Here is a 25,129-nt window from a genome sequence, read left to right as displayed (position 1 = left end):
TTATCTTTGTTTAAAATTTTAGTTATGACCCAATATGTTACCGCAGCAGAAGCTGTAAAAGTCGTAAAGTCTAATGATAGAGTTTACCTTCAGGCAGCAGCAGCAGCTCCCACCATCTTAAGTAAGGCATTAGCCGAAAGAGCCTCAGAATTAAGAAACGTGGAGGTGTGCCATTTACATACCGAAGGAGAAGCCCATTATGCTAAACCCGAATTAGCAGAAAGTTTTCATGTCAATTCCTTTTTTATAGGTGCCAATGTTCGTCATACGTTAGTAGCTGGAAATGGTTCCTATACGCCCGTTTTTTTAAGTGAGTTACCGCATTTATTCAGGAAAAATGTGTTGCCTATTGATGTTGCCTTCATTCATGTTTCGCCACCCGATAGACATGGATATTGTTCTCTAGGAGTTTCTATAGAAGCCACAGTGGCCGCCATTGAAAATGCAAAAACTGTTATTGCGCAAGTCAATCCGCAAATGCCTAGAACTTTTGGGGATGGTATTTTGCACGTGGATGAAATTGATTATTTGGTTGAAGTAGATGTGCCTATTTATAGTCATGAACCCTCTTCATTTTCTAAAGAAGAAGAAAAAATAGGCGAGTATATTGCTTCTTTAATTGAAGATAAAAGTACGTTGCAAATGGGTATCGGTTCTATTCCGAATGCCGCACTGAGCAAACTTAAAAACCATAAAGATTTAGGATTACATACCGAAATGTTCTCTGATGGAGTTATTGATTTAATCGAAAGTGATGTCATTAATTGTAATTACAAAGGGACACTACGAGGCAGAGTCTTAGCTACATTCCTAGTGGGTTCTAAACGGTTGTATGATTTTGTGCATGATAATCCGTTTATCGAAATGAAGGAATCCTCTATGGTCAATGATACCGCGCGCATTCGAAAAAACCCTAAAATGATAGCTATTAATTCGGCTATAGAAGTAGATGTTACTGGGCAAGTATGTGCCGATTCTATTGGTCCACACCTGTACTCCGGTGTAGGAGGTCAAATGGATTTTATTCGAGGGGCTTCGTTAAGTGAAGGGGGAAAAGCCATCATTGCACTCCCTTCTACAACTAAAAGAGGAGAAAGTCGAATCGTTCCTTATTTAAAACAAGGCGCTGGTGTGGTTTCTACCCGTTCTCACGTGCAATATATCATTACTGAAAACGGTATTGCCGATTTATATGGTAAAACCCTAAGACAGCGAACAGAAGCTATGGTAAGAATAGCCCACCCTTCACATCAGGAGAGTATTGAAAAAGCGTATTATGATATGTTGAAATAAAACAAAGCCCCTATTTTTGGCGGGTTTTATTTAAAGCCACATTAATTGATTCGCACGGTAGATGGTAAGTAAGCCATAGCCTCAAAAAATAATATTCGGATTTATTTCTCTGAACTTTACTCGGTCTCTTTCAATGCTATTGATGAGTTTTGTTATTTTATCTTTGATAAAAATGTTGATTTCTCCCAAGTAGCTTATTTTTCCCTCTACAATTTCAAAAGTGATATCTAAAGGCACTTTGTAGTTGTATTGATTGAGCTGACTGCCCGAGTTATGAAATATATCCAGCTCATAAATACGGTACTTTCCAGCAGGTTTTATGATATTGAAAAGATAAACGTCTTTATTGCCTTCTTTGAAATCTCCAGCGGAGTACCCAAACTTTACTTGACCGTTGTTGTATACAAAGTCATTTTTTTTCAAATTCAGTTGGTCTACAAATAGGCTCTTGCTCCCAGTACCATTAATTTGCTCATACTTCAAGGTGTATTCCGACATCATTCTTTTGTCTTCTAGCGATAAAGTAGCTGCTATCATTCCTTCTTTTTTAAAACTACTCATCTCCGTTTTCAAAGTAGTGGAGGGCAGCGGAGCACAACCCCAAAACAGTTTGCCGAAGACTAATAGAATTAGTATTGCTTTTTTCATATTTAGATTAGTTTTATTTTTTATAATATAATACGGGAGCAGGTTTTTTTTAAAACTACGCGAAGGGATTCGCGCGGTAGCGGGGGGACTAATAATAGTATAAGAAAATTGTTTCTTTTCATAAAAATAGTTTGAGCGTCAAATATATAGAAATCCGTTGTAAGAAAAAAAACCGCCTCACTTTCGTAAGGCGGTGGGTGTAACAATTACTCTTTGGGTTTCTTGGCTTTTGGAGTATCATCTATTGAGATGCCCCAATCTGTTAATTTTTTTGGGTTGCCTCCATAACTGGCTTTGAGTAGTTTGATGCTTGTTTTAAGGGCATTGACTACCTCGGGCAACAAGAGGTCACGCTTAGCATATTCTTTTTCCATTTCACCTTTGTGAAATTCGGCTTGTTCATTCGATCTTTTGGCATCGGCAATTTTGGGTCCGCTAATACTCCAATCTACATCTTCTAATAGCCTTAGTGGCGAATCGGCACCTAATGATACATGCTTGTCATACACTTTTTGAGCTAACTCTAAATTCTCCTTTGGGTTTCTGGATAATACCACCCGTCCTGCTGTTCTAGTCATAATGATACGTTTTAGTTGTTAATAAATACTTGACCAAAACGAAGTTAGAGAATATTTCTTGTAGTTTTTATCTGTAAATTATAAAGTTTTGTTAAATTTTTATAGGAAAATAGCTAGAGTCATTAAGAAGAACTGCCAAAGTCATTAGTGGATTTGCCAATGTAACTAATTACAATGGCGATGTAACTAATGGATTTGCCAATGTAACTAATGACAATGGCGATGTAACTAATGGATATGCCAATGTAACTAATTACAATGCCGATGTAACTAATGGATTTGCCAATGTAACTAATAACAATGGTGATGTAACTAATGGATTTACCAATGTAACTAATGACAATGGCGATGTAACTAATGGATTTGCCAATGTAACTAATAACAATGGCGATGTAACTAATGGAACTGGCCTATTCCTATTAAACACATCAAAAAAAGCCCCTTAACTAAGGGGCTTTTTTTTATAATCGTACTAATAAAGAATGACCGGTCATCACAGCGGGCTTTTCTACCCCCATGAGTTCTAATATCGTAGGAGCTAAGTCGCCAAGAACACCATCGCGTACTGGCAGGTGGTCTTTGTCTACTAAAATGATAGGCACTGGGTTGGTGGTATGTGCTGTATTGGGTGTCCCATCAGGGTTAATCATCGTTTCACAGTTGCCGTGATCGGCAATGATGATGGTAGTGTAGTTATGGGCTAAAGCAGTTTCTACTACTTCTTTTACACAAACATCTACCGCTTCGCAAGCTTTTATAGCTGCTGCCATAACACCGGTGTGTCCTACCATGTCGCCATTGGCAAAGTTCAAACAAACAAAATCCACTTCTTCTTTTATAAGTTCCGGAATCAAAGCATCCTTTAATTCAAAGGCACTCATTTCGGGTTGTAAATCGTAAGTGGCTACTTTAGGAGAGTTTCTCAAAATGCGGTTTTCTCCACGAAAAGGGATTTCTCTTCCTCCCGAAAAGAAAAAGGTCACGTGAGGATACTTTTCAGTTTCGGCTATACGGATTTGTGTTTTGTTGTGTTTTTCTAATACTTCACCCAACGTTTCAGTGATGTTGTCTTTATCATAAATGACGTGCACGTTTTTATAGGTATCATCGTAATTCGTCATTGTTACGTAATACAAATTCAGTTTATGCATATTGAATTCATGGAAGTCTTTCTGCGAAAGCGCTTCAGTTAGTTCACGTCCTCTATCGGTTCTGAAGTTGAAGAAAAGCACAACATCATCATTTTGAATCGTGGCAATGGGCTTGTCGGTAGCATCCACCAATGTAATAGGTTGAATGAACTCATCGGTAACATTTTCGGCATAACTATCTGCCATGCTTTGTACGGCATTGGTTGAATGTTGTCCCTCGCCATTTACTACTAAATCATAAGCTAGTTTTACTCGTTCCCAACGTTTATCTCTATCCATCGCATAATAACGACCAATAACTGAGGCTAATTTTACGGAAGTCTTTTCAATATAATTTTCTAAATCTTGTATGTATTGTTTCCCCGATTTAGGGTCAACATCACGACCATCAGTAAAAGCGTGAACAAACACTTTGTCTAATCCAAAATCTTGGGAAGCATCAATCAAACTGCGTAGGTGAGAGGTATGAGAATGCACGCCACCATCGGAAAGCAATCCTAAAAAATGAACCGCTTTGTTGTTGGTTTTAGCATAATGGAAAGCGTCCATCAAAGGCTGTTCAGTGCTCATCGTTTTGTTTTTGACTGCCAAATTTATTTTAGCTAAATCTTGATACACAATTCTTCCAGCTCCCAGATTCATGTGGCCTACTTCACTATTTCCCATTTGACCTTCGGGAAGCCCTACATTGAGACCATCCGTTCTTAGTTGGGCATTCGCGTATTTTTTATATAACGAATTGATAAAAGGGACATTGGCATTGTCAATAGCGGAGACTTTAGGGTCGGGTGATTTCCCCCAACCGTCTAATATCATTAAGATTACTTTTTTGTTCATTGGGAATTTATTTGTAACAAAGATAACACTAAAGTTAAGTACTAGAAATGGATTCTCTCTTTAGGTTTGGTAAATGTTTTAGAGAGGTTATGGTTTTTTATAGAATTATAATCGATGTAATATTTTATACTAACAGAGAAGACGTGATTTAGCGCCTCGTTATTGAGTAAGCTTTTTACATTTTCGCTATAATTCTTTTGGATGATATCATTAAAATAACTAGAATTATTTCGGTAAAGCATCGTAATCTGACTGCCAGGCGCAAACCACCACGAGTAAGATAAATCCAAATTCCAAGTGCTAAAATCTTGGTCCTGATTAGGTACAGGGCTTAAATAATCTGCAAATCTACCGTTGGGTAGTAATAAAAGATATTTTTTGTTTTCGGAATAAGACCAATAATGACGTACCGAGAGGTTCAAATTCATTTTGTTATTCAGCGTATATTTTCCTGATAAGGTATTGGAATAGGACACTACATTTCTATAGCCAAAAATCACATCGTCAGGAGTAGACGGATTGGCATCGGTATCAATGGAAGTAGCATACCCATTGTCATTATCGTATCGGAAAACTTCAAAACTATAAATCAACAAAAGATGGTCGTTAAAACGATACCTCGGACTTACACTAATATCAAATAAATGCCTTCCATTTTCGTTATAAAGAGTGTAAGAAGGATTAAAATCAAAGGCAAATCGCTTAGCGTAATTAGTAGAGATATAGGACCAGACGCCATATTTGGCAGGATTAATAGAGAAGCCATCAACACCAATTCGAGGGTCAAATTCATAGCTTTCGAACGGATTAATATTAATTCCTAAACCATAATCAATATTCTTTTTAGTAGTTAGATTGAAATTGGTATTGTAATTCCCCTCTTTAAGAAAGCCCGTTTCTTTGTGGTATTCGTTGTAAGAGTTTAAGTTTATTCGGAAAGAATTTATTTTTTTAGTTGGTTTTAAAATACGGTAACTAATGTTGGAATAGAAATTGTAGAAACCCGTTTGAAAAGCAACTCCCAAATCATTATCATCAAAATCTTGGGTTATGATATTGGCACCTGCTCCAAAACGTATTTTACCTTTGGTTTTATTAAATTCGACGTAAGAACGTATTCCTTCTTTCTTTACAACGTCGTGAACATGACTAAATTCAAAGTTTCCTTGTGCTTGAAAGGAATTGGCTTTGCTGTTTAAATCCCATTCTAAAGCAGAAACATTGGCATCTCTATAATCACCATTACGGGTTACATTGGTATTGATTAAAGCTATTGAGGAATTTTTATTAAAACGTTGGTCTAATACAAACACATTGTAATTAGTCAATGGAGCAATAGTTTGTAATCTGGTTTGTCCAGTATCGTTGTTTTTAACCACAACGCTAGTATTTTCAGAAACGGCATTCAGCACTCCAATTCCTAATCCGTGTTTAGTTCGCCCCGAAATTTTTAGCGCATTAATCAATTTGATTGAGGTGGGTCTATCCACTACTGTTTCATTATCAGCCACTGTAATTTTAGGTGTTTCTCCTATTCTTCTGGAATACAATAGACCTCCTTTGTTGAATAAATCAGTGCCTTCTGTAAAGAAAGCCCTGTTCTCATTAAAAAGTTGCTGGTAGGGCCCTAAGTTTAATTCTACATTGTCAAATTTAGTTTGGCCAAAATCTGGAATTAAAATAGCGTCTAAAGTAAAAGCATCGTTAATTCCGTATTTAATATCTAATCCTCCTTTAAACTCCCCAATGGTTTTCTGATTATTGTTTGCATTTAAGTAGTAAGAAGAATAAGGTATAAGGAATAATCTTGTTGGTGTTTTAATGTTTTCAATACCATTGAGTATTCCAGCTTGTAAGCTTTCTGATTTAATTTTGTTGTCAATTAAATTCCATGAATATTGATAATTATCTCTTCTTATTTCTCTGTAGAAGTTTAATCCCCATGTTTGTTTCTTTTGAGTGGAGAAACGAAGGGCCGCATAGGGTATTTTCATTTCAACGACCCATCCGAAATCGGTAATTTGTGTTTTGCTATCCCAAATGGCATCCCAAGACATGTCTTCTCCATTCGCTTCGGTATACAAAACATCTATTTGAACTCCAGCCGCACTAACAAAAAAACGGAATTCTTGTTGCCCGTCATTATATCCATTCAGTTCTACTCCAAAATGATCAGCAGTTGCGAAGGAATCTCTTGAAGCTAATTCGCGGGATATTTTATCAGGTTGATTGTCGTAGAGTTTCGCAGCAACATAGATGGCTTCATTGCTATAGAGAATTTTTACTTCTGTCTTTCTCTCAGGTGGAATAGGTTTTCCATTATCGGGAGCAATCATTACAAAGTCAGTAGCAATTGCTGCTTTCTCCCAAACAGGCTCGTCAAACTTACCGTCAATGGTTATTTTTTCATCGGTAAATTGGGTTTGAAGAGACTTTTTTTGTCCAAATAGCGTACCCGTAAGTAGGAAGAGTAGGCATACAGAATAGTAAGAATATTTGGGCATTGGGTTTGCTTTTTGTCAAACAAAAGTAAAAATTAAATTCAAAAGTGCAATTATTTAACTTTAATAAAATAGTCATTCACAATATGTTAAAAGCTTAATTTTTCCTTAAGATTTGTAAAAATGTTTTTGTTTTTTAATTTTTATGTTATGTTTGCATAACCAAGTCTAACTTTTAAACCTATTTAAATCAATGAATTATAAGTTTTTTCCGTTACTTTTTGTTGTTTTGTTGACGTCTTTTACTAGTCTTCCTAACAAATCAAATTCCACTACAATTACCCCTGAGACAACTGTTTCTTCTGTTTCAAAAAATGTTTCTATTTATAACCAATTAGATGCAAATTCATTCGTGTTGCCTAATTTTGACTGTTTTAACACAGCGTTAGAGGGGTTTTATTTGCTGAAGCAAAAAGGACTTATTACCAAGAACATTTTGACTTTGGTTGATTTCAGTTTGTCTTCCAATACAAAGCGCTTATGGGTTATAGATTTGGAAAAAAACACCATTTTATTCCAAACTTTAGTGGCTCATGGTAGAAATACTGGAGAAGAGTTTGCTAATGAATTTTCAAACCAAGCAGAGTCTTTTAAAAGCAGTATTGGTTTTTATGCCACTGGAGAAATATATAATGGTAAACATGGATTGTCATTGAAATTAGACGGACTTGAAAAAGGGTTAAACGATAACGCAAGAGAAAGAGCCGTAGTGGTTCATGGTGCCGATTATGTGTCGGAATCTTTTATAAAACAAAACAAAAGATTAGGTAGAAGTCAGGGTTGTCCTGCTATTCCAGTTGAAATGAATGAAAAAATAATCAATGTGATTAAAGATAAATCATGTTTGTTTATATATCATCCTTCAAAAAACCAAGAAATACTAGCTAAGTTAGCTTCTTAAGTTTTTCTATATTTTTCATTATAAATGACTTATGTGAACAAAATCTTTACAGATGATGTTCTATGAATTTTTTTTAAAAAAAACTTGCATCTAAAGAATGTTATTCTATATATTTGCACCGTTGTAATGCGGAAGTAGCTCAGTTGGTAGAGCTCCAGCCTTCCAAGCTGGTTGTCGCGAGTTCGAGCCTCGTCTTCCGCTCTTAAGTAAAACCTCTAATATTGTTAGAGGTTTTTTTTATTTTCCTAAAAAGGCCAAATCGGTTTCGGGTTGTAATTCTTCAGGGGTTTGATTTTGTATGAACAGTCTAGCGGTTAAATTGCCTTTAAGCAGTATTTTTTCATCTTTGACTTCTAACCAACTCCCTTCACGTAATCCTAAAACTGGGGTTGAGTTGAAAGCATGGAATTCTTTTATTCTAGTCTCTCTGGTTTCTCCCATGTGTTTGCTTTGTAAATCAGCATCTAGATAATGGGGATTTAAATTGAAGGGGAGTAATCCTAAGGTTTTAAAGCTTGGAGGATAAATGATAGGCATATCATTGGTCGTTTGCATGCTAACTCCAGCAATATTACTTCCAGCGCTTGAGCCTAAATATGGTGTGCCGCTTTCAATTGCATTTGTCAAGGCTTCCATTACATTGTTTTGATACAATTGAGTTACTAACAGAAAAGTATTTCCGCCACCTATAAAGATTCCCAGTGCTTTTTGAATGGCTTCTATTGGATTTTCGAATTCATGTAATCCTTTGACCGTTTTATTTATTTTGGCGAAAGCCGAAACAACGGTTGCGGTATATGCCTCATGGGAAATTCCACCTGGGCGAGCATAAGGAATGAAAAGTATTTCAGTACACTCTTTGAAATGATTTTCTAAAGAGGGTAATAAATAGGCCAAATAGTCTCCACCATGAAGCGTGGATGTGCTGGCAATAATCATTTTTTTCATAAAACGAATTTTGTTTTGTTAGAATCAAGTTTAACAAAAGATTATAAACTTTTGCAATTCTAAAAGATATTTTTACAACGTAAATTTAGAATAATGAAATTATTTAAAGGTATAATCTTGTTTTTATTTTTCGGTCCTACTTTTGTTCAAAGTCAGACTCTAACTTTGTTGAAAGGAAAAGTGACGTCACAGATAAAAGAATTAAATGACATTTATGTTTCCAATATTCGTTCCGAATCTAATACTATAACTGATAGTAATGGAAATTTTTCGATGTTTGTAAAAGTGGGTGACACCTTGAAGTTTTCGGGATTACAAGTAGTAACAAAAAAAGCTGTCATTACCGAAAATGATATCTTAAAGCAACTATATGTAACTAGTTTAGAGCCAAAAATAAATCCGCTTGATGAAGTAGAAATTAAACAGTATAAAAACATCAATGCAGTTTCCTTGGGCATTTTGGAAAGACCTGCAAAAGTATACACTCCTGCAGAAAGAAAGTTAAGAACTGCCACAGCAGCTTATCCAACGGCCAATATTGGAACAATGGCAGGTGGTTCAGTTGGATTAGACCCCCTTTTAAATGCAATATCAGGAAGGACCGCTATGTTGAAGAAAGAATTGGTGATTGAAAGAAAAGAATATTTGCTTCAAAAAATAGAAAATTTGTTCAGAGAAGATTACTTTACCGAAAATCTCAAAATACCGAAAGATTATATTAGAGGGTTTTGGTATTATGCTATAGAAGATGAAAAATTGGTAGCCGCTTTGAAAGAAAAAAATAAAATGATGGCCCGTTTTGTTTTCTCTGATTTGGCTGGTAAATATTTGGAATTATTAAAAAAATAACAGCAATTTAAGTAACTTTGCGACACAATTAAAAATTAGAATTTATGTTTGGAATTGGCGGTGGGGAATTAATTTTCATCATATTCATAGCGTTAATGCTTTTTGGTTCAGAAAAAATTCCTGATATAGCAAGAACTTTGGGGAAAGCCATGGCGCAATTAAAAAGCGCTACGAATGAAATAAAAAGTGAAATTCAGAAAGGGGCTGAAGCAAACGGATTGGATAAGTCAATTAATGAATTAACTTCTACTTTTAGTGATGAGGTTGAAAAAGTAAAATCTAACTTAGACACCAAAGTGTTACCAGAAGTAACTAAGACTGCTGAAGATATTGAAGATTTAACAGGACCTATCAAAAGGCAGTTGTAATGTTGGAAAAAATCATTCATCTTGACAAATCACTTCTGATATTTCTAAACGGATTAGGTTCTGAACAATGGGATGGATTTTGGCTTGGAATTACAAAGCCGGGGTATTGGACACCTTTATTTTTACTTGTTTTTTATCTACTACAAAAGAAGATAGGTTGGAAGAATTTCGGATATTATGTTCTTTTTACCACATTGTTAGTATTGCTTTGTGACCAAACGGCTAACCTTTTCAAATTCACTTTTGAACGTTTGAGACCCTGTAATGATGCCGAAATAAAAGGGATAATTAGAATTGTAAAAGAAAGTTCGTCCTTTAGTTTCTTTTCTGGTCATGCTGCCAATTCTATGGCGACGACAGTGTTTACTTTTAGTCTTTTAAAGCAATATTACAAAAACAGTTATTGGTTATTTTTATTTCCATTAATCTTTGCTTATAGCAGAATATACCTAGGGTTACACTTTCCAACAGATATACTTACTGGTTATGCTTTTGGGGCTACTTTTGGATTTATTTGTTATAAACTTTATCGAAAGTATATCCTTCGAAATACTATTTAACCCTAGAAACGGTTAACCCATCACGAATGGGAAGCAAAACGGTTTCTACTCTTGGGTCTTCTTTTAATAACTGATTGTATTCTAGTAGAATTTGTGTCGTGATATCATTTGGTTTTACTTCTTCCAAGACTTTTCCGCTCCATAAAACGTTATCGGAAAGAATGATTCCTCCTTTGTTCATCATAGGAACAATCAAATGAAAATAATTAATATAATTTTCTTTATCAGCATCAATAAAAACTAAATCATACTTTTTAGTTAGTGTTGGAATTATATCCAAAGCATCACCAAGATGTTGTGTTATTTGATTGGACCAAATGGATTTGTCAAAATAGTTGCGTTGGAAATCAAACAGTTCTTCTTCGTTATCCAAGGTGTCAATGGTTCCGTTTTCTGCCAATCCTTCAGCTAAGCATAGTGTAGCATAACCCGTATAGGTTCCGATTTCAAGAATATGGGTTGGATGGATAATTTTGGAAAGTATACTCAATACACGGCCTTGAAAATGACCACTCAACATGCGAGGTTGCAAGATTTTTTGATGGGTTTCTTTATTTAGTTGTGCCAATAAATCGGGCTCGTCTTCAGAATGCTTTGTAACGTAAATATCTAATTCTTCGGAAAGGAAATGCATGGTTTTGTTTTTTGCAAAAATACAAATTAAGAAATAACCAAAATACCCTAAATTTGCGTCATGAAAATCGAGAAAAAAGACATCCGAAGTTTAACTAAAGAACAATTGCGAGATTTTTTTGTGGCTAATGGCGATAAGGCTTTTCGTGGTAACCAAGTATACGAATGGTTATGGAGTAAAGCGTCACATAGTTTTGACGATATGACTAATGTTTCTAAGGAAACAAGGAGCATGCTTGAAAACAACTTTGTAATTAACCATATCAAAGTGGACACTATGCAACGCAGTGAAGATGGAACGGTAAAAAATGCGGTACGTTTGCATGATGGGTTAATTGTAGAAAGTGTTTTAATTCCGACAGAAACTCGAACTACTGCTTGTGTTTCGAGTCAAGTCGGATGTAGTTTAGATTGTAATTTCTGTGCTACAGCACGATTAAAAAGAATGAGAAACTTGGAACCAGGTGAAATCTATGACCAAGTTGTAGCTATCGATAGAGAAAGTCGTTTGTATTATAATAGACCACTTTCTAATATTGTTTTTATGGGTATGGGAGAGCCACTCATGAATTACAATAATGTAATGAAAGCTATTGATATGATTACTTCTGAAGAAGGATTAGGCATGTCTCCAAAGCGAATTACAGTTTCTACTTCTGGGGTTTCTAAAATGATTAAAAAAATGGCAGACGATGAGGTGAAATTCAAGTTAGCTGTTTCATTACATTCTGCTATTGAAGAAACTAGAAATAGAATTATGCCTTTTACTAAAAATTTTCAATTGCCAGAATTAAAAGAAGCTTTGCAGTATTGGTATCAAAAAACTAAAAGCAAAGTCACCTATGAATATGTGGTTTGGAAAGGAATCAATGATGACAAAGCGTCGATTGAGGCTTTAGTAAAATTCTGCAAGTATGTTCCGTGTAAAGTGAATTTAATTGAGTATAACCCAATTGATGATGGAGAATTTCAGCAAGCATCCGATGAGGCCATAGATAATTACATTAAAGCTTTGGGACGAAATGACATTGTAGCAAAAGTGCGTCGAAGTAGAGGTAAAGATATAGATGCTGCTTGTGGTCAATTAGCTAATAAAACATAAAAAAGCTCCGACACTAATTCAGTATCGGAGCTTTCTCCTTTTATAATAATCAATTTTTAATTTCCGAAAGTAAACGCTGTAGCCGCTCCTCCATCAATAGCAATGGTAGCGTCATTGTCGCAGGTTCCAGAACCATAATCAATTACGGCTGAATGCGTAGGTCCTGTGATAGTAAGTACTCCACCAACTACTCTGTATTGACAACTCATGTCAAAAACAAGAGGCGATGTAACTAATACCACATGACTATGTTGAGAGCCATTAGGTCTGGTAGTAGTAATAGATTGGTATATTTTATATACATTATCACTCAAGTCGTTATTTCCAAAATGTTCAACACATTCTCTAGTTCTTGTACCAACTCTAGTATAAACATCTCCATTAGGGAAAGTAGCTGTCATATTCATATCCATAATGTGGATAGGATGGTTAGTGTTAGGTAAAAGTGCACTAGAACCAAATCTACGAGTTATGGATCTATTGCCTTCAATTAAAATTCCATTATGAGTGAAATTAACAAATTGATAGTTGATAGTATAACCTGTACTTGCATCAGCAGGCAAAGGAAGAGTTCCAGATGCTATGATTTGACCAGTTAAAGTATTTCCGTTAAATACGCAATTATTAAATGTTACAGTTCTTGTCCAACTAGTTGATGTAATGTTAACTACACTAGTTGCGCAAGCAGGTAATATTGATGTGTAAGTATTTGAGGTTTTGTTAGCTCCAGGGAGTTGTAAGTATTGATCTTCTACAACATCAGAAATGTCATTTGAAGCTTTGTCCATTTTGTTAGTAGCCACTGCATCAGCACTAGTTAGTTTTGAGTCTGGGGAAGAGCTGTCTTTTGAACAACTGTTCAATGAAAAAACAGCTATTAATGCCATCATTCCAAATAAATACTTTGTTTTCATAATTTAAAAGATTTTAAGATTTTGGGTGTAAGAACATCGTTTTTTAAAAAGGTTTAATCAAATATAAATATTTTTTTCATACGATGGCTTTATTGTATCTTTGAAATCGATGAATATCACTTCGCAAATAAAAAAACCGATACAACAGGAGATGGAGCTTTTTGAGAAAAAGTTCTATGAATCGATGACTTCAAAAGTCGCGTTGCTGAATCGTATCACCTATTATATTGTAAACCGAAAAGGGAAACAGATGCGTCCGATGTTTGTTTTCTTGACTGCTAAAATGCTCTCTGACGGCACTGTCAATGAAAGAACTTATCGTGGGGCAAGTGTAATTGAATTAATTCACACAGCTACTTTAGTTCACGATGATGTAATAGATGATAGTAATAGACGTCGAGGGTTTTTCTCTATCAATGCCTTGTGGAAAAATAAAATTGCGGTTCTTGTTGGCGATTATTTATTATCAAAAGGATTACTGCTTTCTATTGATAACGGAGATTTTGATTTACTCCGAATTATATCAGTTGCAGTAAGAGAAATGAGCGAAGGAGAGCTATTGCAAATTGAAAAAGCCCGTCGATTGGATATAGTAGAAGATGTTTATTACGAAATAATTAGAAAAAAAACGGCTACTTTAATTGCTTCTTGCTGTGCCTTAGGAGCCAAATCAGTTTCAGAGGATGACGATAAAGTAGAAGCTATGCGAAAGTTTGGAGAACTCATTGGCATGGCATTTCAAATTAAAGATGATTTGTTTGACTATACGGATGATGCAATAGGGAAACCAACTGGAATTGATATCAAAGAACAAAAAATGACACTTCCACTTATATATACACTAAATAATTGTTCTTCTTCTGAAAAAAGTTGGTGTATCAATTCTATTAAAAACCATAATAAAGATAAAAAGCGTGTCAAAGAAGTAATCCAATTTGTTAAAGACAAAAATGGCTTAAGCTATGCCGAACAAAAAATGGAGTATTTTCAGCAAGAAGCGCTCAAAATTCTCAATGGATTTCCAAAATCGGACTACAGAGAAGCACTTTCACTTATGGTTAATTACGTTATTGAACGAAAAAAGTAATTTTTTTATTTGCTTCAAAGCCTTAATTTTATTGGGGTTATTCTTCTTTTTATTTTAAAATAGAAATTTTTTCAAGTCCCCATGCAACCATTTTTCAACGATACTCGTCTATGCTAATAGAACACGCTAACAAACCGTTTTGAAAGTAATCAACTTATATCAAGAAGAACACGAATTAATTCAACTGGCTGCCGAAAACAATCGACATGCTCAGCATCAAATTTATTCTAAGTTTTCATCAAAAATGTTGAGCGTTTGTCGTCAATACATTAAAGATGTTCATCAAGCGGAAGATATTATGATTACGGCTTTTATGAAAGTGTTTGCCAATTTGAAAAATTTTGAACACAAAGGTAGTTTTGAAGGTTGGATTCGCAGAATTATGGTAAACGAATGTATTTCTTTTATTAGAGTCGACAAAAAGGTAAAGTTCATAGAAGATGAAAACTATTTTGAAGAGCGATATAATAATATAGAAAGTCAATTTTCGGTAGAAGACATTCAGTTTTTAATTGACAGTTTGCCTGAAGGGTATAAAATGATTTTCAACTTATATGCGATAGAAGGATTTAAACATCAGGAAATAGCTGCGATGCTTAACATTAGTGAAGGCACATCTAAATCACAATTGTCTCATGCCCGAAAAATGCTTCAAGATCAGATTACCAAATTAAAAAATTACGATAATGGAACCGAATAAAATAGAAAAACAATTCCGAGAAAAACTAAATAGTAGAGAGATTCAACCCACGGCTCAAGCTTGGGACAGGTTAGATGCAATGCTTTCAGTTGCTGAAGAAAAAAAAACAAAGCGCCCTTTTGGCTTTTTGTTTATTGCTGCCAGCATTTTGGTTTTCGTCACACTTGGTATGTTTTTGTTTATGGGAAAAGATTCCAAAATAGAACCTCAAAAAAATGTTGTTGAAACAACCATAAAAAAAGACACCACTCGTAATCCAATAAAAAACAATAACGCACCAATGATTGGAGTTGAAAAGCAAAATGAAGTTGCTACATCATCGGAACAACAATCCACAAGCATTAATCATCAATCCTCAAATAATAAATCAATCATCAATCAAAAAACAACAGTAAATCAAAAAGGCAATGACAATCAAAATCAAATTATCAAAGACAAAGCCATTGAATTTCAAAACTCTTCAGATGTAGCTTTGAAAGATTTGCCAAGAATTGAAACAAGAAGAGAAATTATTGTTGAAAATAAAAAAGAAGTCAAATCAGATGAGTCCTTGTTAGCTGATTTGGATAATGTTGCGAAAAAATCCGCCAACCAAAAATCAACACTAAAAGTGGATGCTAAAAGTTTGCTTTCGCAAGCCGATGGTGAAGTAGAGTATACTTTTAGAGAAAAAGTACTCAATAAAGTATCTAAAAATTATAAAGAAGTTAAAGTGGCTTTAGCCAATAGAAACAAAGAATAAAAATCATTAATCAAATTTAAATCAATTACCATGAAAAACTTTACTATTTATTTAGCATTAGCCGCTTGCCTTTTGGTAAGTAAATTATCGGCACAAGAAACATTTGAAAGCAAAGCAAGAGTTATAGCGGACAAAATTGAAAACATAACCAAAGAAGAAAAAGCGTCTTTAAAAACGGAAATCGAAGCCGTAAATAAGGAACTAGAAGCAGGAACGATCACTAAAGAACAAGCTGATGATAAGAAAATGAAATTAGCGCAAGCTCGAGCAACCAAGATTGAAACTCGTGTAGCGCCTTTACAAGATGAATTAAAAGACTTAGTACAGCAAAAGATAGATGGGAAGATTGAAAGTTCTGACAGCATAAAAGTAAAAGGTAAAAATTATAAAATAACCATCTCAACAATTGATAGTACATATATTGATGTCAAAGGAATAAAGAGAAATTATATTCGCAAGAAAAAAATTAGAAGTGAAAAAAGAACAACAACACAATTCGTTTTTGCTGCGGGGGTAAATAATCTAGTTACTAATGGGAGTGTTGCTAATTCTGACTTTAGATATTGGGGTTCGCATTTCTATGAATGGGGAGTTACCGCTAATACACGCCTTTTCAAAAACGATAATTTACTGCATTTGAAATACGGGTTTTCTGTTATGTATAACAACCTTCGCCCAACTGACAATAGAGTTTTTGTCGTTAATGGAGATCAAACCAATCTAGAAGTATATCCTTATGCTTTAAATGAATCTCGTTTGCGAAATGTATACATCACTACACCTGTTCATTTAGAATTTGATTTTACAAAAGCAAAAACGAAAGACGGCATTAAAGTATTCAGAACTCATGAAAGTGTTCGTTTTGGAATAGGAGGTTATATAGGTGTTAGAGTAAAAAGTAAACAAAAAATAGAATACGAAAGAGATGGACAAGATATATATGAAAAAGCATTAGGAAGTTTCAATGTAAACGATTTTATCTACGGAGTGAGTACTTATATTGGTTACGGAGCGACAAGTCTTTATTTGAAATATGATTTGAACCCGCTCTTTAAAGATAATCTTATTAAGCAAAACAATGTCTCTTTGGGAATTCGGTTTGATTTTAATTAAATTTGTTTAGGTTATTTATACTTTGAAAAAGATGTTTCTGCAAGGGAGCATCTTTTTTTATTTTACATTTTAAATTATGTATTTTTACACTCATTCATTTTTTTGATTTTCTAAAAATCTAAAAATCTAAAAATCTAAACTTGATTACTCGCGAAACCATAGATAAAGTTTTTGAAACCGCACGTGTGGAAGAAGTCATTGGCGACTTTGTTCAACTTAAGCGTGCAGGAAGCAATTACAAAGGATTGAGTCCTTTTTCGGATGAACGCTCTCCATCGTTTATGGTATCTCCTGTAAAACAAATTTGGAAAGATTTTAGTTCTGGTAAAGGAGGAAGCGTCGTGACTTTTTTGATGGAACATGAGCATTTTACTTACCCTGAAGCGATTCGTTTTTTGGCCAATAAGTACAACATAGAAATTGAAGAAACCGAAGTCTCACAAGAAGACAAAATTGAAGCTAACGAAAAGGAAAGCTTGTATTTGGTATCTGAGTTTGCTAAAACCTATTTTCAAGATACGCTTTTAAATTCCGAAGAAGGTAAAGCAATAGGATTGTCGTATTTCAAAGAAAGAGGATTTACCAATGAAACGATTGCTAAATTTGGTTTAGGTTATTCCCCCGAAACTTGGGATGCTTTTACTAAAGAAGCTTTGTCTAAAGGCTATCAATTAGATTACCTTGAAAAAGTAGGTCTGACCATCCTTAGAGAAGACGGCAAGCATTTTGATCGTTTTAAAGGAAGAGTAATGTTTCCGATTCAAAGTTTGTCTGGAAGGAACTTAGGTTTCGGCGGTAGAATTTTGACTAATGATAAAAAAGCGGCCAAATATCTCAATTCACCCGAAAGTGACATTTACCATAAGAGTAAGGTATTGTATGGAATTTTCCATGCTAAACAGGCTATAGCAAAACAAAACAATTGCTATTTAGTTGAAGGGTATACCGATGTTATTCAAATGCATCAAGCTGGAATCGAAAATGTTGTAGCTTCTTCTGGGACGGCTTTAACACCTGACCAAATTCGATTAATCAATCGATTGACCAAAAATATTACTGTGCTTTTTGATGGAGATGCAGCAGGATTACGTGCTTCTATCCGTGGAATTGATTTGATTTTGGAAGAAGGTATGAATGTAAGAGTTTGTACTTTTCCTGATGGTGATGACCCAGATAGTTTTGCTAGAAAGAATTCGTATGAAGATTTAGTCTTGTATTTAGAAAATAATGCTAAAGATTTTATTCAGTTTAAAGCCTCGCTTTTGATGAATGAAGCTAATAATGATCCTATCAAAAAAGCCGATTTGATTCGAGATATGGTAGTGAGTATTTCTAAAATTCCAGACCGAATTAAACGTGAAATTTATATTCAGGAATGTGCTCGAATTATGGATATTTCGGAGCAGGTGTTACTAAACACACTAGCTCAATTGGTTCAAAAAGATATTTCTGATGCTGGAAAAAAACTCAAACAAGAACAAAAACCGTTTGAAATTGTCAAAAGCGAAACGCAAATAGCACAAGACAAAATCAATATTGTCTACGAATTAGAGAGAAAAATTATTGAAATGTTGTTGTTGTATGGTTCTCAAGAAGCTGAATTTGACGACTTTATTTTGAAAGCAAATGAAGAAGGTGAGATGATTGAGGAGAAAGAAACTAATATTTCTAAAGTCCATCAACGTATCTTTTTGAGTTTACAAGAAGATGAAGTTGAGTTAGCAAACCCATTGTTTAAAGAAATCTATAATGATTTAATTGCCTATTATAATCAAAATGAAGACTTCAATATTGAGCATTATTTAATGCAATTATCAGTTGAGCATTCTCAAATTGTAACGGATATATTAATGTCTGAAGAAAAAGAATTGCTTCACAATTGGGAAACCAAACATATTTATGTTAAGACCAAAAACCAAAATGTAAGTCAATATGTTTCAGAAACTATTGTCTCGCTTAGAGAATATTTAATCAACAAGCTGATAATGGATTTGATGAGCAGCTATAACAAGGAAGCAGAAAGCGATTTGGATGAAATCATGTCAACCATCAATGATTATAATAAGCTTAAGGTAAATTTGACGAACAAAATAGGGAGAATACGTTCTACTTATCTATAAAAAAACCCCGCAGGTGCGAGGTTCATTTTCTAAACGATTTCTAAAGTCTTTGCTTTATTAACAAGGTCAACCAAGTTCGTTACGTTGAGCTTGGTCAGAAGACGTAGCTTATAAGTACTAATAGTTTTTTCGTTAAGCGCTAAAATCTTAGCAATTTCGTTGTTTTTTTTGCCGTCACTTAAAAAACGTAACACTTCGATTTCTCGATTGGATAGTTTTCGATACAAACGTTCTGACTTGTTTTGCTTAGCAATTAAGGCTAAGTTTTTCTTGATTTCGTCATTTAGGATGATTTGCCCTTGGTTTACTTTGACAATAGCAATACCTAAATTCTCAAGTTTTGATGTCTTATGAACATAACCAGCACAACCTGCTTTTATAGCATTTGGTGCATAGATGTGCTCAGACAAGCTACTAAATACGATAACTTTAGTTTTTGGAAAATTTTTAATGATTGACTTGACTTCATAAATACTCTTTAATCCTTCAAGCTCTAAATCGATGACTAAGACGTCAATTTCTTTGTTTCTTAATGCATCGGGCACCATAAAAAAATTTCCTACGTTTGAAACAACATTTATTTCAGGATGATCCTTGAAATATGCCTTCATTCCAAAGTGTACAACTGGAAAGTTATCAGCAATACATACATTTATCATAATTGTGGTATTTGATAAAAATTAATAGAAATTCTCTGTAAAGTTAATTAATTATTGTGAAAAAATGTTAAAATTTTTACTGTTTTTTGTATTCTAAAGGGATTAAACATACTGGAATTGGATTCATTTTATGTTGATTAATTCTATTCAATTTGCTGTAAATTTCAAATACTTCTTTTTCTCTTCCTGTGAAATTTTCAGCTTTTTTATTGTTTTCCTTTTCAGTCATCGCCCATTCTAATTCATCATAACTGGCCCCTATTTGTTCTTCATCTGTTCTTGAATCTCCAAACAAACCATCTGTTGGAGCTGCATTTTGTATAGATTTAGGGATTTCTAAATAGGTTCCTAAAGCATATACATCACTTTTCATTAAATCGGCAATCGGACTCAAATCAACTCCTCCATCGCCATATTTGGTATAAAAACCAACTCCAAAATCCTCTACTTTGTTTCCTGTTCCTGCAACTAGTAAACCATGAATTCCAGCAAAATAATACAATGTTGTCATTCGCAATCTAGCTCTTGTATTGGCTAATGATAAATCCAACTTGGTGTCATCATTGCTTCCTGGAACAACATTTTTAAATGCTTCAAATACAGAAGTTAAATTGGCTTCAGTATGTAACACATTTGGAAAGCGTTTTCTCAGTTGTTCAATATGTTCTCTTCCGCGACTCACTTGAGTACTGTCTTGATAAATTGGCATCTCCACACATAAGGTGGTTAAACCTGTTTGAGCGCACAATGTTGAGGTTACTGCCGAATCAACACCGCCCGAAATTCCAACCACAAAACCATTCACTTTTGCGTTAGTTGCATACTCCTTCAACCATGTAACAATGTAAGTGTTTACTTCCCCTACCTTGATTTTACTTTTTTTTGCCATTTGTTATGAAAATTTTTAGAAACTGCAATGTATATTTGCAAAAGTAAAAAATCATAAGGTTTTTGGGTTGGTTTAGTCTCTATAAATTCTTTAAAATGAAAAAATACATTTTTGCCTTTTTGATAATTGTTGCTTTTACTTCTTGTGATAAAAAATCAAAAGTTGAAAAGGCCGTTGAGCAAATCCCACTAGAACTCAAAGTTTATCGATTTGATAAAGCTTTTTTTGAAACGCCACCAAACGAACTACCTAACCTTAAAGCAGAATATCCTTTTTTCTTTCCAGTAGCAACACCAGATAAAGTTTGGATAGATAAAATGCAAAATCCACAGTGGAGAGAATTGTATCAAGAAGTAGAAAAAAAGTATTCTAATTTTGGTAAACAAACTTCTGAAATTGAAGATTTGTTTAAACATATAAAGTATTATTTTCCCAATGCAGTGATGCCAAAGGTTTATACTGTTATTGCTGAGATGGATTATAATAATAAAGCCATTTATGCCAATGATAAACTTGTTATTTCTTTAGAGCTATACCTTGGTGCTAATCATAAATTCTATGAGTTTCCTAAGTATTTAGAGCAAAATTTTGAGGAAAGACAAATGATGCCAGATATTGTTACCAGTTTTTCATTAGGGAAAATTCCACCAGCATATGAAAAAACGCTTTTGGCTGAAATGATTTATTACGGAAAACAATTGTATCTCAAAGATGCCTTATTGCCTGACTATAATGATGCTGAAAAAATAGGGTATTTACCAGAACAAATTACTTGGTGTCAAGATAACGAAAGCTATATTTGGCGCTATTTTATTGAAAAAGAATTATTGTATAGCACCGATTCTAAATTGCCGAGTCGTTTTACCAATTTAGCCCCTTTCTCAAAATTTTATTTGGAGATTGATAACGAGTCACCAGGAAGAGTTGGACAATGGATAGGATGGCAGATTGTTCGTTCCTTCATGCAAAACAACGAAGTCTCTTTACAAGATATGTTAAAGATGAATGCTAAAGAAATATTTGAAAAATCAAAATACAAACCCAAAAAGAATGAGTAATACCATCACTTCCGAAATTACAATCAATGTAGAATTAGATCATAACCGAGTTCCTGAAAAGTTAACTTGGTCAGCACAAGATGGTGGCGTGCAAAAGGAAGAAGCAAAAGCTATGATGCTTTCAATCTGGGATAGCAACGTAAAAGAAACTTTGCGCATTGATTTATGGACGAAAGATATGCCTGTAGATGAAATGAAACAGTTTTTTCATCAAACGTTAGTGGCCATGGCTGATACATTTCAACGTGCAACTCAAGATGAAAAAATGACAGATACGATGAAAGATTTCTGCGATTATTTTGCCGAAAAAATGGAATTGAAACAATAGTTTAAAACTGACTTAAATCTTTAAAAACTTCTTCATTCACCCCGTCAATAAAATTTAAAACGACATCTCTTCCAGTAGTTTCGGTGGCCGAGGTTACAAAGTATTGCGGCATTTCTTCCCAGTTATTAGCTAAAAGTGCTTTTCGATAAGATGCAATGTGAGAGTCAATTTTAGTTCTACTTATTTTATCGGCTTTCGTAAAAATAATGCAAAACGGAACTTCAATTTCACCAAGATAATTGATAAATTCTAAATCTATTTTTTGAGCTTCTAGTCTAATATCAATTAACACAAAGGCGCAAACCAACTGTTCTCTTTTTTCAAAATAATCAGTAATGAATTGTTGGAAAACTTCTTTGGTTTTCTTTGAAACTCTAGCGTAACCATAACCTGGTAAATCTACCAAAAACCAATTGGCATTGATTTTAAAATGATTAATCAGCTGGGTTTTCCCTGGTTTTCCTGAGGTTTTAGCCAAATTTTTATGATTGGTCAACATATTGATTAAAGATGACTTGCCAACATTGGAACGACCAATAAAAGCATATTCAGGCAAACGCTCTAAAGGACATTTGCTTACATCAGAATTGCTAATAATAAATTCGGCGGAAGTAATTTTCATTGATTTTTATTTAAAATAAAAGCCCTTCAAAAAAAGGACTTTCGGACTATAAATGTGCTTTTTTTAACCATTTATGCAACAAACGATTAAATTCGTCAGGATGTTCCATCATGGCTGCATGACCACATTTATCTATCCAATATAATTTTGAATTTGGCATTAATTTATTGAATTCTTCGGCAACTTCAGGAGGAGTAACTTGATCGTTTTTTCCCCAAATAAGACAAGTTTTCATATGCATTTTGGGTAAATCTTTAGCCATGTTATGTCGAATAGCACTTTTGGCAATCGTTAGCGTTTTTATCACTTTCATTCTATCATTTACCACAGAAAATACTTCATCAACGATTTCTTTTGTTGCCACTTTAGGGTCATAAAAAACAGCTTCTGCTTTTTTCTTGATGTACTCATAATCACCACGTTTTGGATAGCTATCCCCCATAGCGCTTTCGTATAGACCTGAACTTCCAGTCAGTACAAGTCCTGCGACTTTTTCAGGATAAACTTTCGCATGATACAAAGCAATATGTCCTCCAAGCGAATTGCCAAGAAGAATTACTCGATCAAATCCCTTAAAATTAATAAAGTCTTTTACATATTTAGCAAAAGCTTTTACGTTGGTTTTTAGAATGTTTTGTGTGTATATAGGCAACTCAGGAATAACAACTTTATAACCAATAGATGAGAAATAATCGGCCACGCCATTAAAGTTGCTTAAGCCACCCATTAATCCGTGTAAAACAACTATTGGCGTTCCTTCGCCCGCTTCAAAATAAGAATATCTTCCTTCTTTTTTAAATTTTCCTTCCATCTGTTTTTTTGACTTTTGCCTCAGCAACAAATATATGATTTTATCAATAAAAACTGTTTTATGTTGGCATTATTTACTTCTAAAGTTCTGGAATCTCCAACGAATTAATTTTCAACAATTCACAAAAAAAGTTTAGGACTTTCCTTTCAATCAAAGTTTAACAGATATAATTTTTAATTAAGGTTTTTTCTTTCCAATAACAATTATACAACTGGCCAGTTTTTATTAACGCATTAATTCCATCTTATGTTTTTAATGTAAAATAGATGTAAAGTGGTAAAACTTATTAACAAAGTGGTATTTTGTGGTAAATTGTGGTAAATATTTTTATATTTTTGCTCGTAACGAAAACAAAACCAATTGAACACCATAATCGGAACATACGAATGTAAGGTTGATGCCAAAGGAAGATTGATGATTCCTTCGGCGTTAAAGAAGCAATTGTCTAGCTCTCTGCAAGATGGGTTTGTCTTGAAGCGTTCCGTATTTCAACCCTGTTTAGAATTATATCCCATGACAGAATGGAATTTGATGATGCAAAAAATCAACAAATTGAACCGTTTTGTAAAGAAAAACAATGACTTTATTCGTCGATTTACAGCAGGTGTAAAAGTGGTTGAGGTTGACGATTTAGGAAGGCTTTTAATTCCAAAAGATTTAGTGGCGTTTAGTAAAATTTCAAAGGATATTGTCTTGTCTTCAGCAGTGAATATTGTGGAGATTTGGGATAAAGATTTATATGAAAAGTCGATAGCAGGAGATGATATTGATTTCGCAGATTTGGCCGAAGATGTAATGGGAAATGTAAATGATGATGACAATGGAATATCATAATCCAGTTTTATTAAAAGAAACGGTTGACGGACTAAATATCAAACCTGACGGAATTTATGTGGATGTAACTTTTGGCGGAGGAGGTCATTCCAAAGAAATTTTAAGAAGATTAGGGCCAAATGGGAAATTGTTCGGTTTTGACCAAGATGAAGATGCTTTTGCCAATGCTTTGCCAGACGAAAGATTTGTGCTAATACCAGAAAATTTTAGATACATAAAACGTTTTTTGAGATTTCATGGAGTAAAAAGTGTAGATGGAATTTTGGCAGATTTAGGAGTTTCATCACACCAGTTTGATGTTCCAGAAAGAGGCTTTTCTACTCGTTTTGATGCAGAACTCGATATGAGAATGAGCAAAAAAAATGATTTGAGCGCTTTCAAAGTGGTCAATGAATATGATGAAGCCAATTTAAAAAGAGTGTTTTTGGATTATGGTGAATTAAAAGCGGCTCCAGCAATTGCTAGAACAATTATCGAAGCTAGAGAAAAGAAAACGATCAGTACAACAGATGAATTAAAAATGGTTCTGTCAAAATATTTGCCAGAACAATTCAAGAATAAAATTCTAGCGCAAATCTATCAAGCGATAAGAATAGAAGTGAATCAGGAAATGGATGTTTTAAAAGAATTTTTAGAGCAATCTCTGGAAATATTAAAGCCAGAAGGAAGATTAAGCGTGATTTCATATCATTCACTTGAAGACCGATTGGTAAAAAGATTCATCAAAAACGGAATGTTTGAAGGAGAACCAGAACGTGATTTTTTTGGAAATTTTTCAGTTCCATTTAAAAGTATTGAAAAATTAATTGTCCCAAGTGAAGCTGAAATAAAAGAAAACAACAGAGCAAGAAGTGCAAAACTAAGAGTAGCTGAGAAAAAATAA

General features: G+C 34.1%; 26 protein-coding genes and 1 tRNA gene. 16 read left to right on the top strand and 11 right to left on the bottom strand.

Annotated elements, in window-relative coordinates; all coding sequences use genetic code 11:
* Nucleotides 1-24: 24 nt before the first annotated feature.
* Entirely contained in the window at nucleotides 25-1,293 is a 1,269-nt protein-coding gene (locus tag OLM53_RS07830; protein WP_264519682.1) for an acetyl-CoA hydrolase/transferase family protein, read from the top strand.
* Nucleotides 1,294-1,374: 81 nt separating this feature from the next.
* On the opposite strand, the gene OLM53_RS07825 is transcribed toward OLM53_RS07830, so the two are convergent.
* The 4 genes from OLM53_RS07825 to OLM53_RS07810 form a co-directional block, all read right to left on the bottom strand.
* Complete coding sequence (locus tag OLM53_RS07825; protein WP_264519681.1) at nucleotides 1,375-1,941, bottom strand: hypothetical protein; 567 nt, start codon at nucleotides 1,939-1,941, stop codon at nucleotides 1,375-1,377.
* A gap of 206 nt (nucleotides 1,942-2,147) precedes the next feature.
* Nucleotides 2,148-2,519 (bottom strand): hypothetical protein, encoded by a 372-nt coding sequence (locus OLM53_RS07820; RefSeq protein WP_264519680.1) that lies wholly within the window; start codon nucleotides 2,517-2,519, stop codon nucleotides 2,148-2,150.
* A gap of 461 nt (nucleotides 2,520-2,980) precedes the next feature.
* Complete coding sequence (gene gpmI, locus OLM53_RS07815) at nucleotides 2,981-4,507, bottom strand: 2,3-bisphosphoglycerate-independent phosphoglycerate mutase (RefSeq protein ID WP_264519679.1); 1,527 nt, start codon at nucleotides 4,505-4,507, stop codon at nucleotides 2,981-2,983.
* A 41-nt stretch (nucleotides 4,508-4,548) separates the two neighbouring features.
* A complete protein-coding gene (locus tag OLM53_RS07810) occupies nucleotides 4,549-7,011 on the bottom strand; it encodes a carbohydrate binding family 9 domain-containing protein (RefSeq protein WP_264519678.1) in 2,463 nt (820 codons plus the stop codon).
* A gap of 190 nt (nucleotides 7,012-7,201) precedes the next feature.
* Between OLM53_RS07810 and OLM53_RS07805 the strand changes: the two genes are divergently transcribed.
* Nucleotides 7,202-7,909: a murein L,D-transpeptidase catalytic domain family protein gene (locus tag OLM53_RS07805; protein WP_264519677.1), complete on the top strand. Its 708-nt coding sequence runs from the start codon at nucleotides 7,202-7,204 to the stop codon at nucleotides 7,907-7,909.
* A 128-nt stretch (nucleotides 7,910-8,037) separates the two neighbouring features.
* Nucleotides 8,038-8,110, top strand: a tRNA-Gly gene (locus tag OLM53_RS07800).
* 36 nt (nucleotides 8,111-8,146) lie between these two features.
* Here OLM53_RS07800 and pepE read toward each other — a convergent pair.
* Nucleotides 8,147-8,857: a dipeptidase PepE gene (gene pepE / locus OLM53_RS07795; RefSeq protein WP_264519676.1), complete on the bottom strand. Its 711-nt coding sequence runs from the start codon at nucleotides 8,855-8,857 to the stop codon at nucleotides 8,147-8,149.
* A gap of 93 nt (nucleotides 8,858-8,950) precedes the next feature.
* Between pepE and OLM53_RS07790 the strand changes: the two genes are divergently transcribed.
* From OLM53_RS07790 to OLM53_RS07780, 3 genes are read left to right on the top strand one after another with little or no spacing between them, the layout of a single operon-like run.
* Nucleotides 8,951-9,706: a hypothetical protein gene (locus tag OLM53_RS07790; protein ID WP_264519675.1), complete on the top strand. Its 756-nt coding sequence runs from the start codon at nucleotides 8,951-8,953 to the stop codon at nucleotides 9,704-9,706.
* 44 nt (nucleotides 9,707-9,750) lie between these two features.
* Nucleotides 9,751-10,074 (top strand): twin-arginine translocase TatA/TatE family subunit, encoded by a 324-nt coding sequence (locus tag OLM53_RS07785; protein WP_264519674.1) that lies wholly within the window; start codon nucleotides 9,751-9,753, stop codon nucleotides 10,072-10,074.
* Nucleotides 10,074-10,634: a phosphatase PAP2 family protein gene (locus tag OLM53_RS07780; RefSeq protein WP_264519673.1), complete on the top strand. Its 561-nt coding sequence runs from the start codon at nucleotides 10,074-10,076 to the stop codon at nucleotides 10,632-10,634. The genes OLM53_RS07785 and OLM53_RS07780 overlap by 1 nt, the downstream gene beginning before the upstream one ends.
* Here OLM53_RS07780 and OLM53_RS07775 read toward each other — a convergent pair.
* Nucleotides 10,627-11,268, bottom strand: a complete 642-nt coding sequence (locus OLM53_RS07775; RefSeq protein WP_264519672.1) for an O-methyltransferase — start codon at nucleotides 11,266-11,268, stop codon at nucleotides 10,627-10,629. The two genes, OLM53_RS07780 and OLM53_RS07775, sit on opposite strands and share 8 nt — an antisense overlap.
* Nucleotides 11,269-11,328: 60 nt before the next feature.
* On the opposite strand from OLM53_RS07775, the gene rlmN reads away from it, so the two are divergent.
* On the top strand, nucleotides 11,329-12,369 hold the full coding sequence (rlmN, locus tag OLM53_RS07770; RefSeq protein WP_264519671.1) for a 23S rRNA (adenine(2503)-C(2))-methyltransferase RlmN: 1,041 nt from the start codon (nucleotides 11,329-11,331) through the stop codon (nucleotides 12,367-12,369).
* A gap of 56 nt (nucleotides 12,370-12,425) precedes the next feature.
* Here the strand turns inward: rlmN and OLM53_RS07765 are convergent, their stop codons facing one another.
* Nucleotides 12,426-13,283, bottom strand: a complete 858-nt coding sequence (locus OLM53_RS07765) for a hypothetical protein (protein WP_264519670.1) — start codon at nucleotides 13,281-13,283, stop codon at nucleotides 12,426-12,428.
* A gap of 109 nt (nucleotides 13,284-13,392) precedes the next feature.
* Here OLM53_RS07765 and OLM53_RS07760 point away from each other — a divergent pair, with 109 nt between their 5' ends.
* From OLM53_RS07760 to dnaG, 5 genes are all read left to right on the top strand, one after another.
* Nucleotides 13,393-14,370, top strand: a complete 978-nt coding sequence (locus tag OLM53_RS07760) for a polyprenyl synthetase family protein (protein ID WP_264519669.1) — start codon at nucleotides 13,393-13,395, stop codon at nucleotides 14,368-14,370.
* A gap of 139 nt (nucleotides 14,371-14,509) precedes the next feature.
* A complete protein-coding gene (locus OLM53_RS07755; RefSeq protein WP_264519668.1) occupies nucleotides 14,510-15,070 on the top strand; it encodes an RNA polymerase sigma factor in 561 nt (186 codons plus the stop codon).
* Nucleotides 15,057-15,812, top strand: a complete 756-nt coding sequence (locus tag OLM53_RS07750; protein WP_264519667.1) for a hypothetical protein — start codon at nucleotides 15,057-15,059, stop codon at nucleotides 15,810-15,812. The genes OLM53_RS07755 and OLM53_RS07750 overlap by 14 nt, the downstream gene beginning before the upstream one ends.
* A 30-nt stretch (nucleotides 15,813-15,842) precedes the next feature.
* Nucleotides 15,843-16,925 carry a hypothetical protein gene (locus tag OLM53_RS07745; RefSeq protein ID WP_264519666.1) on the top strand — a complete coding sequence of 361 codons (1,083 nt, stop codon included), beginning with the start codon at nucleotides 15,843-15,845 and terminating at the stop codon, nucleotides 16,923-16,925.
* Nucleotides 16,926-17,065: 140 nt separating this feature from the next.
* A complete protein-coding gene (gene dnaG / locus OLM53_RS07740) occupies nucleotides 17,066-19,045 on the top strand; it encodes a DNA primase (protein ID WP_264519665.1) in 1,980 nt (659 codons plus the stop codon).
* Between the two features lie 29 nt (nucleotides 19,046-19,074).
* On the opposite strand, the gene OLM53_RS07735 is transcribed toward dnaG, so the two are convergent.
* Together OLM53_RS07735 and nadE are read right to left on the bottom strand one after the other, a co-directional pair.
* Nucleotides 19,075-19,704: a response regulator transcription factor gene (locus OLM53_RS07735; RefSeq protein WP_264519664.1), complete on the bottom strand. Its 630-nt coding sequence runs from the start codon at nucleotides 19,702-19,704 to the stop codon at nucleotides 19,075-19,077.
* 76 nt (nucleotides 19,705-19,780) lie between these two features.
* Nucleotides 19,781-20,593 (bottom strand): NAD(+) synthase, encoded by an 813-nt coding sequence (gene nadE / locus OLM53_RS07730; protein ID WP_264519663.1) that lies wholly within the window; start codon nucleotides 20,591-20,593, stop codon nucleotides 19,781-19,783.
* A 95-nt stretch (nucleotides 20,594-20,688) separates the two neighbouring features.
* On the opposite strand from nadE, the gene gldB reads away from it, so the two are divergent.
* On the top strand, nucleotides 20,689-21,651 hold the full coding sequence (gene gldB / locus OLM53_RS07725) for a gliding motility lipoprotein GldB (RefSeq protein ID WP_264519662.1): 963 nt from the start codon (nucleotides 20,689-20,691) through the stop codon (nucleotides 21,649-21,651).
* Entirely contained in the window at nucleotides 21,644-21,979 is a 336-nt protein-coding gene (gene gldC / locus OLM53_RS07720; RefSeq protein WP_264519661.1) for a gliding motility protein GldC, read from the top strand. The genes gldB and gldC overlap by 8 nt, the downstream gene beginning before the upstream one ends.
* 1 nt (nucleotide 21,980) lies before the next feature.
* On the opposite strand, the gene yihA is transcribed toward gldC, so the two are convergent.
* Complete coding sequence (gene yihA / locus OLM53_RS07715; RefSeq protein WP_264519660.1) at nucleotides 21,981-22,601, bottom strand: ribosome biogenesis GTP-binding protein YihA/YsxC; 621 nt, start codon at nucleotides 22,599-22,601, stop codon at nucleotides 21,981-21,983.
* Between the two features lie 46 nt (nucleotides 22,602-22,647).
* A complete protein-coding gene (locus OLM53_RS07710) occupies nucleotides 22,648-23,412 on the bottom strand; it encodes an alpha/beta fold hydrolase (protein WP_264519659.1) in 765 nt (254 codons plus the stop codon).
* A 360-nt stretch (nucleotides 23,413-23,772) separates the two neighbouring features.
* On the opposite strand from OLM53_RS07710, the gene mraZ reads away from it, so the two are divergent.
* The gene (gene mraZ, locus OLM53_RS07705) at nucleotides 23,773-24,246 is read left to right on the top strand and encodes a division/cell wall cluster transcriptional repressor MraZ (RefSeq protein WP_264519658.1); all 474 of its coding nucleotides are present in this window, start codon (nucleotides 23,773-23,775) and stop codon (nucleotides 24,244-24,246) included.
* Nucleotides 24,221-25,129 (top strand): 16S rRNA (cytosine(1402)-N(4))-methyltransferase RsmH, encoded by a 909-nt coding sequence (gene rsmH / locus OLM53_RS07700; RefSeq protein ID WP_264519657.1) that lies wholly within the window; start codon nucleotides 24,221-24,223, stop codon nucleotides 25,127-25,129. The genes mraZ and rsmH overlap by 26 nt, the downstream gene beginning before the upstream one ends.

It is taken from the genome of Flavobacterium sp. N1994, from assembly GCF_025947145.1.
Classification (GTDB): Bacteria; Bacteroidota; Bacteroidia; order Flavobacteriales; family Flavobacteriaceae; genus Flavobacterium.
The sequence above is the reverse complement of the archived record's forward strand: the minus strand, read 5'-3'. Positions and strand labels throughout refer to the sequence as shown.

Bases quoted from the DNA above. Each gene is read 5' to 3' on its own strand.
- OLM53_RS07785 (WP_264519674.1), top strand. From the start codon at position 9,751: ATGTTTGGAATTGGCGGTGGGGAATTAATTTTCATCATATTCATAGCG.
- OLM53_RS07735 (WP_264519664.1), bottom strand. From the start codon at position 19,704: ATGATAAATGTATGTATTGCTGATAACTTTCCAGTTGTACACTTTGGA.
- OLM53_RS07710 (WP_264519659.1), bottom strand. From the start codon at position 23,412: ATGGAAGGAAAATTTAAAAAAGAAGGAAGATATTCTTATTTTGAAGCG.
- OLM53_RS07775 (WP_264519672.1), bottom strand. From the start codon at position 11,268: ATGCATTTCCTTTCCGAAGAATTAGATATTTACGTTACAAAGCATTCT.
- pepE (WP_264519676.1), bottom strand. From the start codon at position 8,857: ATGAAAAAAATGATTATTGCCAGCACATCCACGCTTCATGGTGGAGAC.
- rsmH (WP_264519657.1), top strand. From the start codon at position 24,221: ATGATGATGACAATGGAATATCATAATCCAGTTTTATTAAAAGAAACG.
- OLM53_RS07745 (WP_264519666.1), top strand. From the start codon at position 15,843: ATGAAAAACTTTACTATTTATTTAGCATTAGCCGCTTGCCTTTTGGTA.
- OLM53_RS07765 (WP_264519670.1), bottom strand. From the start codon at position 13,283: ATGAAAACAAAGTATTTATTTGGAATGATGGCATTAATAGCTGTTTTT.
- gldC (WP_264519661.1), top strand. From the start codon at position 21,644: ATGAGTAATACCATCACTTCCGAAATTACAATCAATGTAGAATTAGAT.
- OLM53_RS07750 (WP_264519667.1), top strand. From the start codon at position 15,057: ATGGAACCGAATAAAATAGAAAAACAATTCCGAGAAAAACTAAATAGT.
- OLM53_RS07825 (WP_264519681.1), bottom strand. From the start codon at position 1,941: ATGAAAAAAGCAATACTAATTCTATTAGTCTTCGGCAAACTGTTTTGG.
- OLM53_RS07805 (WP_264519677.1), top strand. From the start codon at position 7,202: ATGAATTATAAGTTTTTTCCGTTACTTTTTGTTGTTTTGTTGACGTCT.
- gldB (WP_264519662.1), top strand. From the start codon at position 20,689: ATGAAAAAATACATTTTTGCCTTTTTGATAATTGTTGCTTTTACTTCT.
- yihA (WP_264519660.1), bottom strand. From the start codon at position 22,601: ATGAAAATTACTTCCGCCGAATTTATTATTAGCAATTCTGATGTAAGC.
- OLM53_RS07830 (WP_264519682.1), top strand. From the start codon at position 25: ATGACCCAATATGTTACCGCAGCAGAAGCTGTAAAAGTCGTAAAGTCT.
- nadE (WP_264519663.1), bottom strand. From the start codon at position 20,593: ATGGCAAAAAAAAGTAAAATCAAGGTAGGGGAAGTAAACACTTACATT.
- OLM53_RS07820 (WP_264519680.1), bottom strand. From the start codon at position 2,519: ATGACTAGAACAGCAGGACGGGTGGTATTATCCAGAAACCCAAAGGAG.
- OLM53_RS07810 (WP_264519678.1), bottom strand. From the start codon at position 7,011: ATGCCCAAATATTCTTACTATTCTGTATGCCTACTCTTCCTACTTACG.
- OLM53_RS07760 (WP_264519669.1), top strand. From the start codon at position 13,393: ATGAATATCACTTCGCAAATAAAAAAACCGATACAACAGGAGATGGAG.
- gpmI (WP_264519679.1), bottom strand. From the start codon at position 4,507: ATGAACAAAAAAGTAATCTTAATGATATTAGACGGTTGGGGGAAATCA.
- OLM53_RS07780 (WP_264519673.1), top strand. From the start codon at position 10,074: ATGTTGGAAAAAATCATTCATCTTGACAAATCACTTCTGATATTTCTA.
- rlmN (WP_264519671.1), top strand. From the start codon at position 11,329: ATGAAAATCGAGAAAAAAGACATCCGAAGTTTAACTAAAGAACAATTG.
- OLM53_RS07790 (WP_264519675.1), top strand. From the start codon at position 8,951: ATGAAATTATTTAAAGGTATAATCTTGTTTTTATTTTTCGGTCCTACT.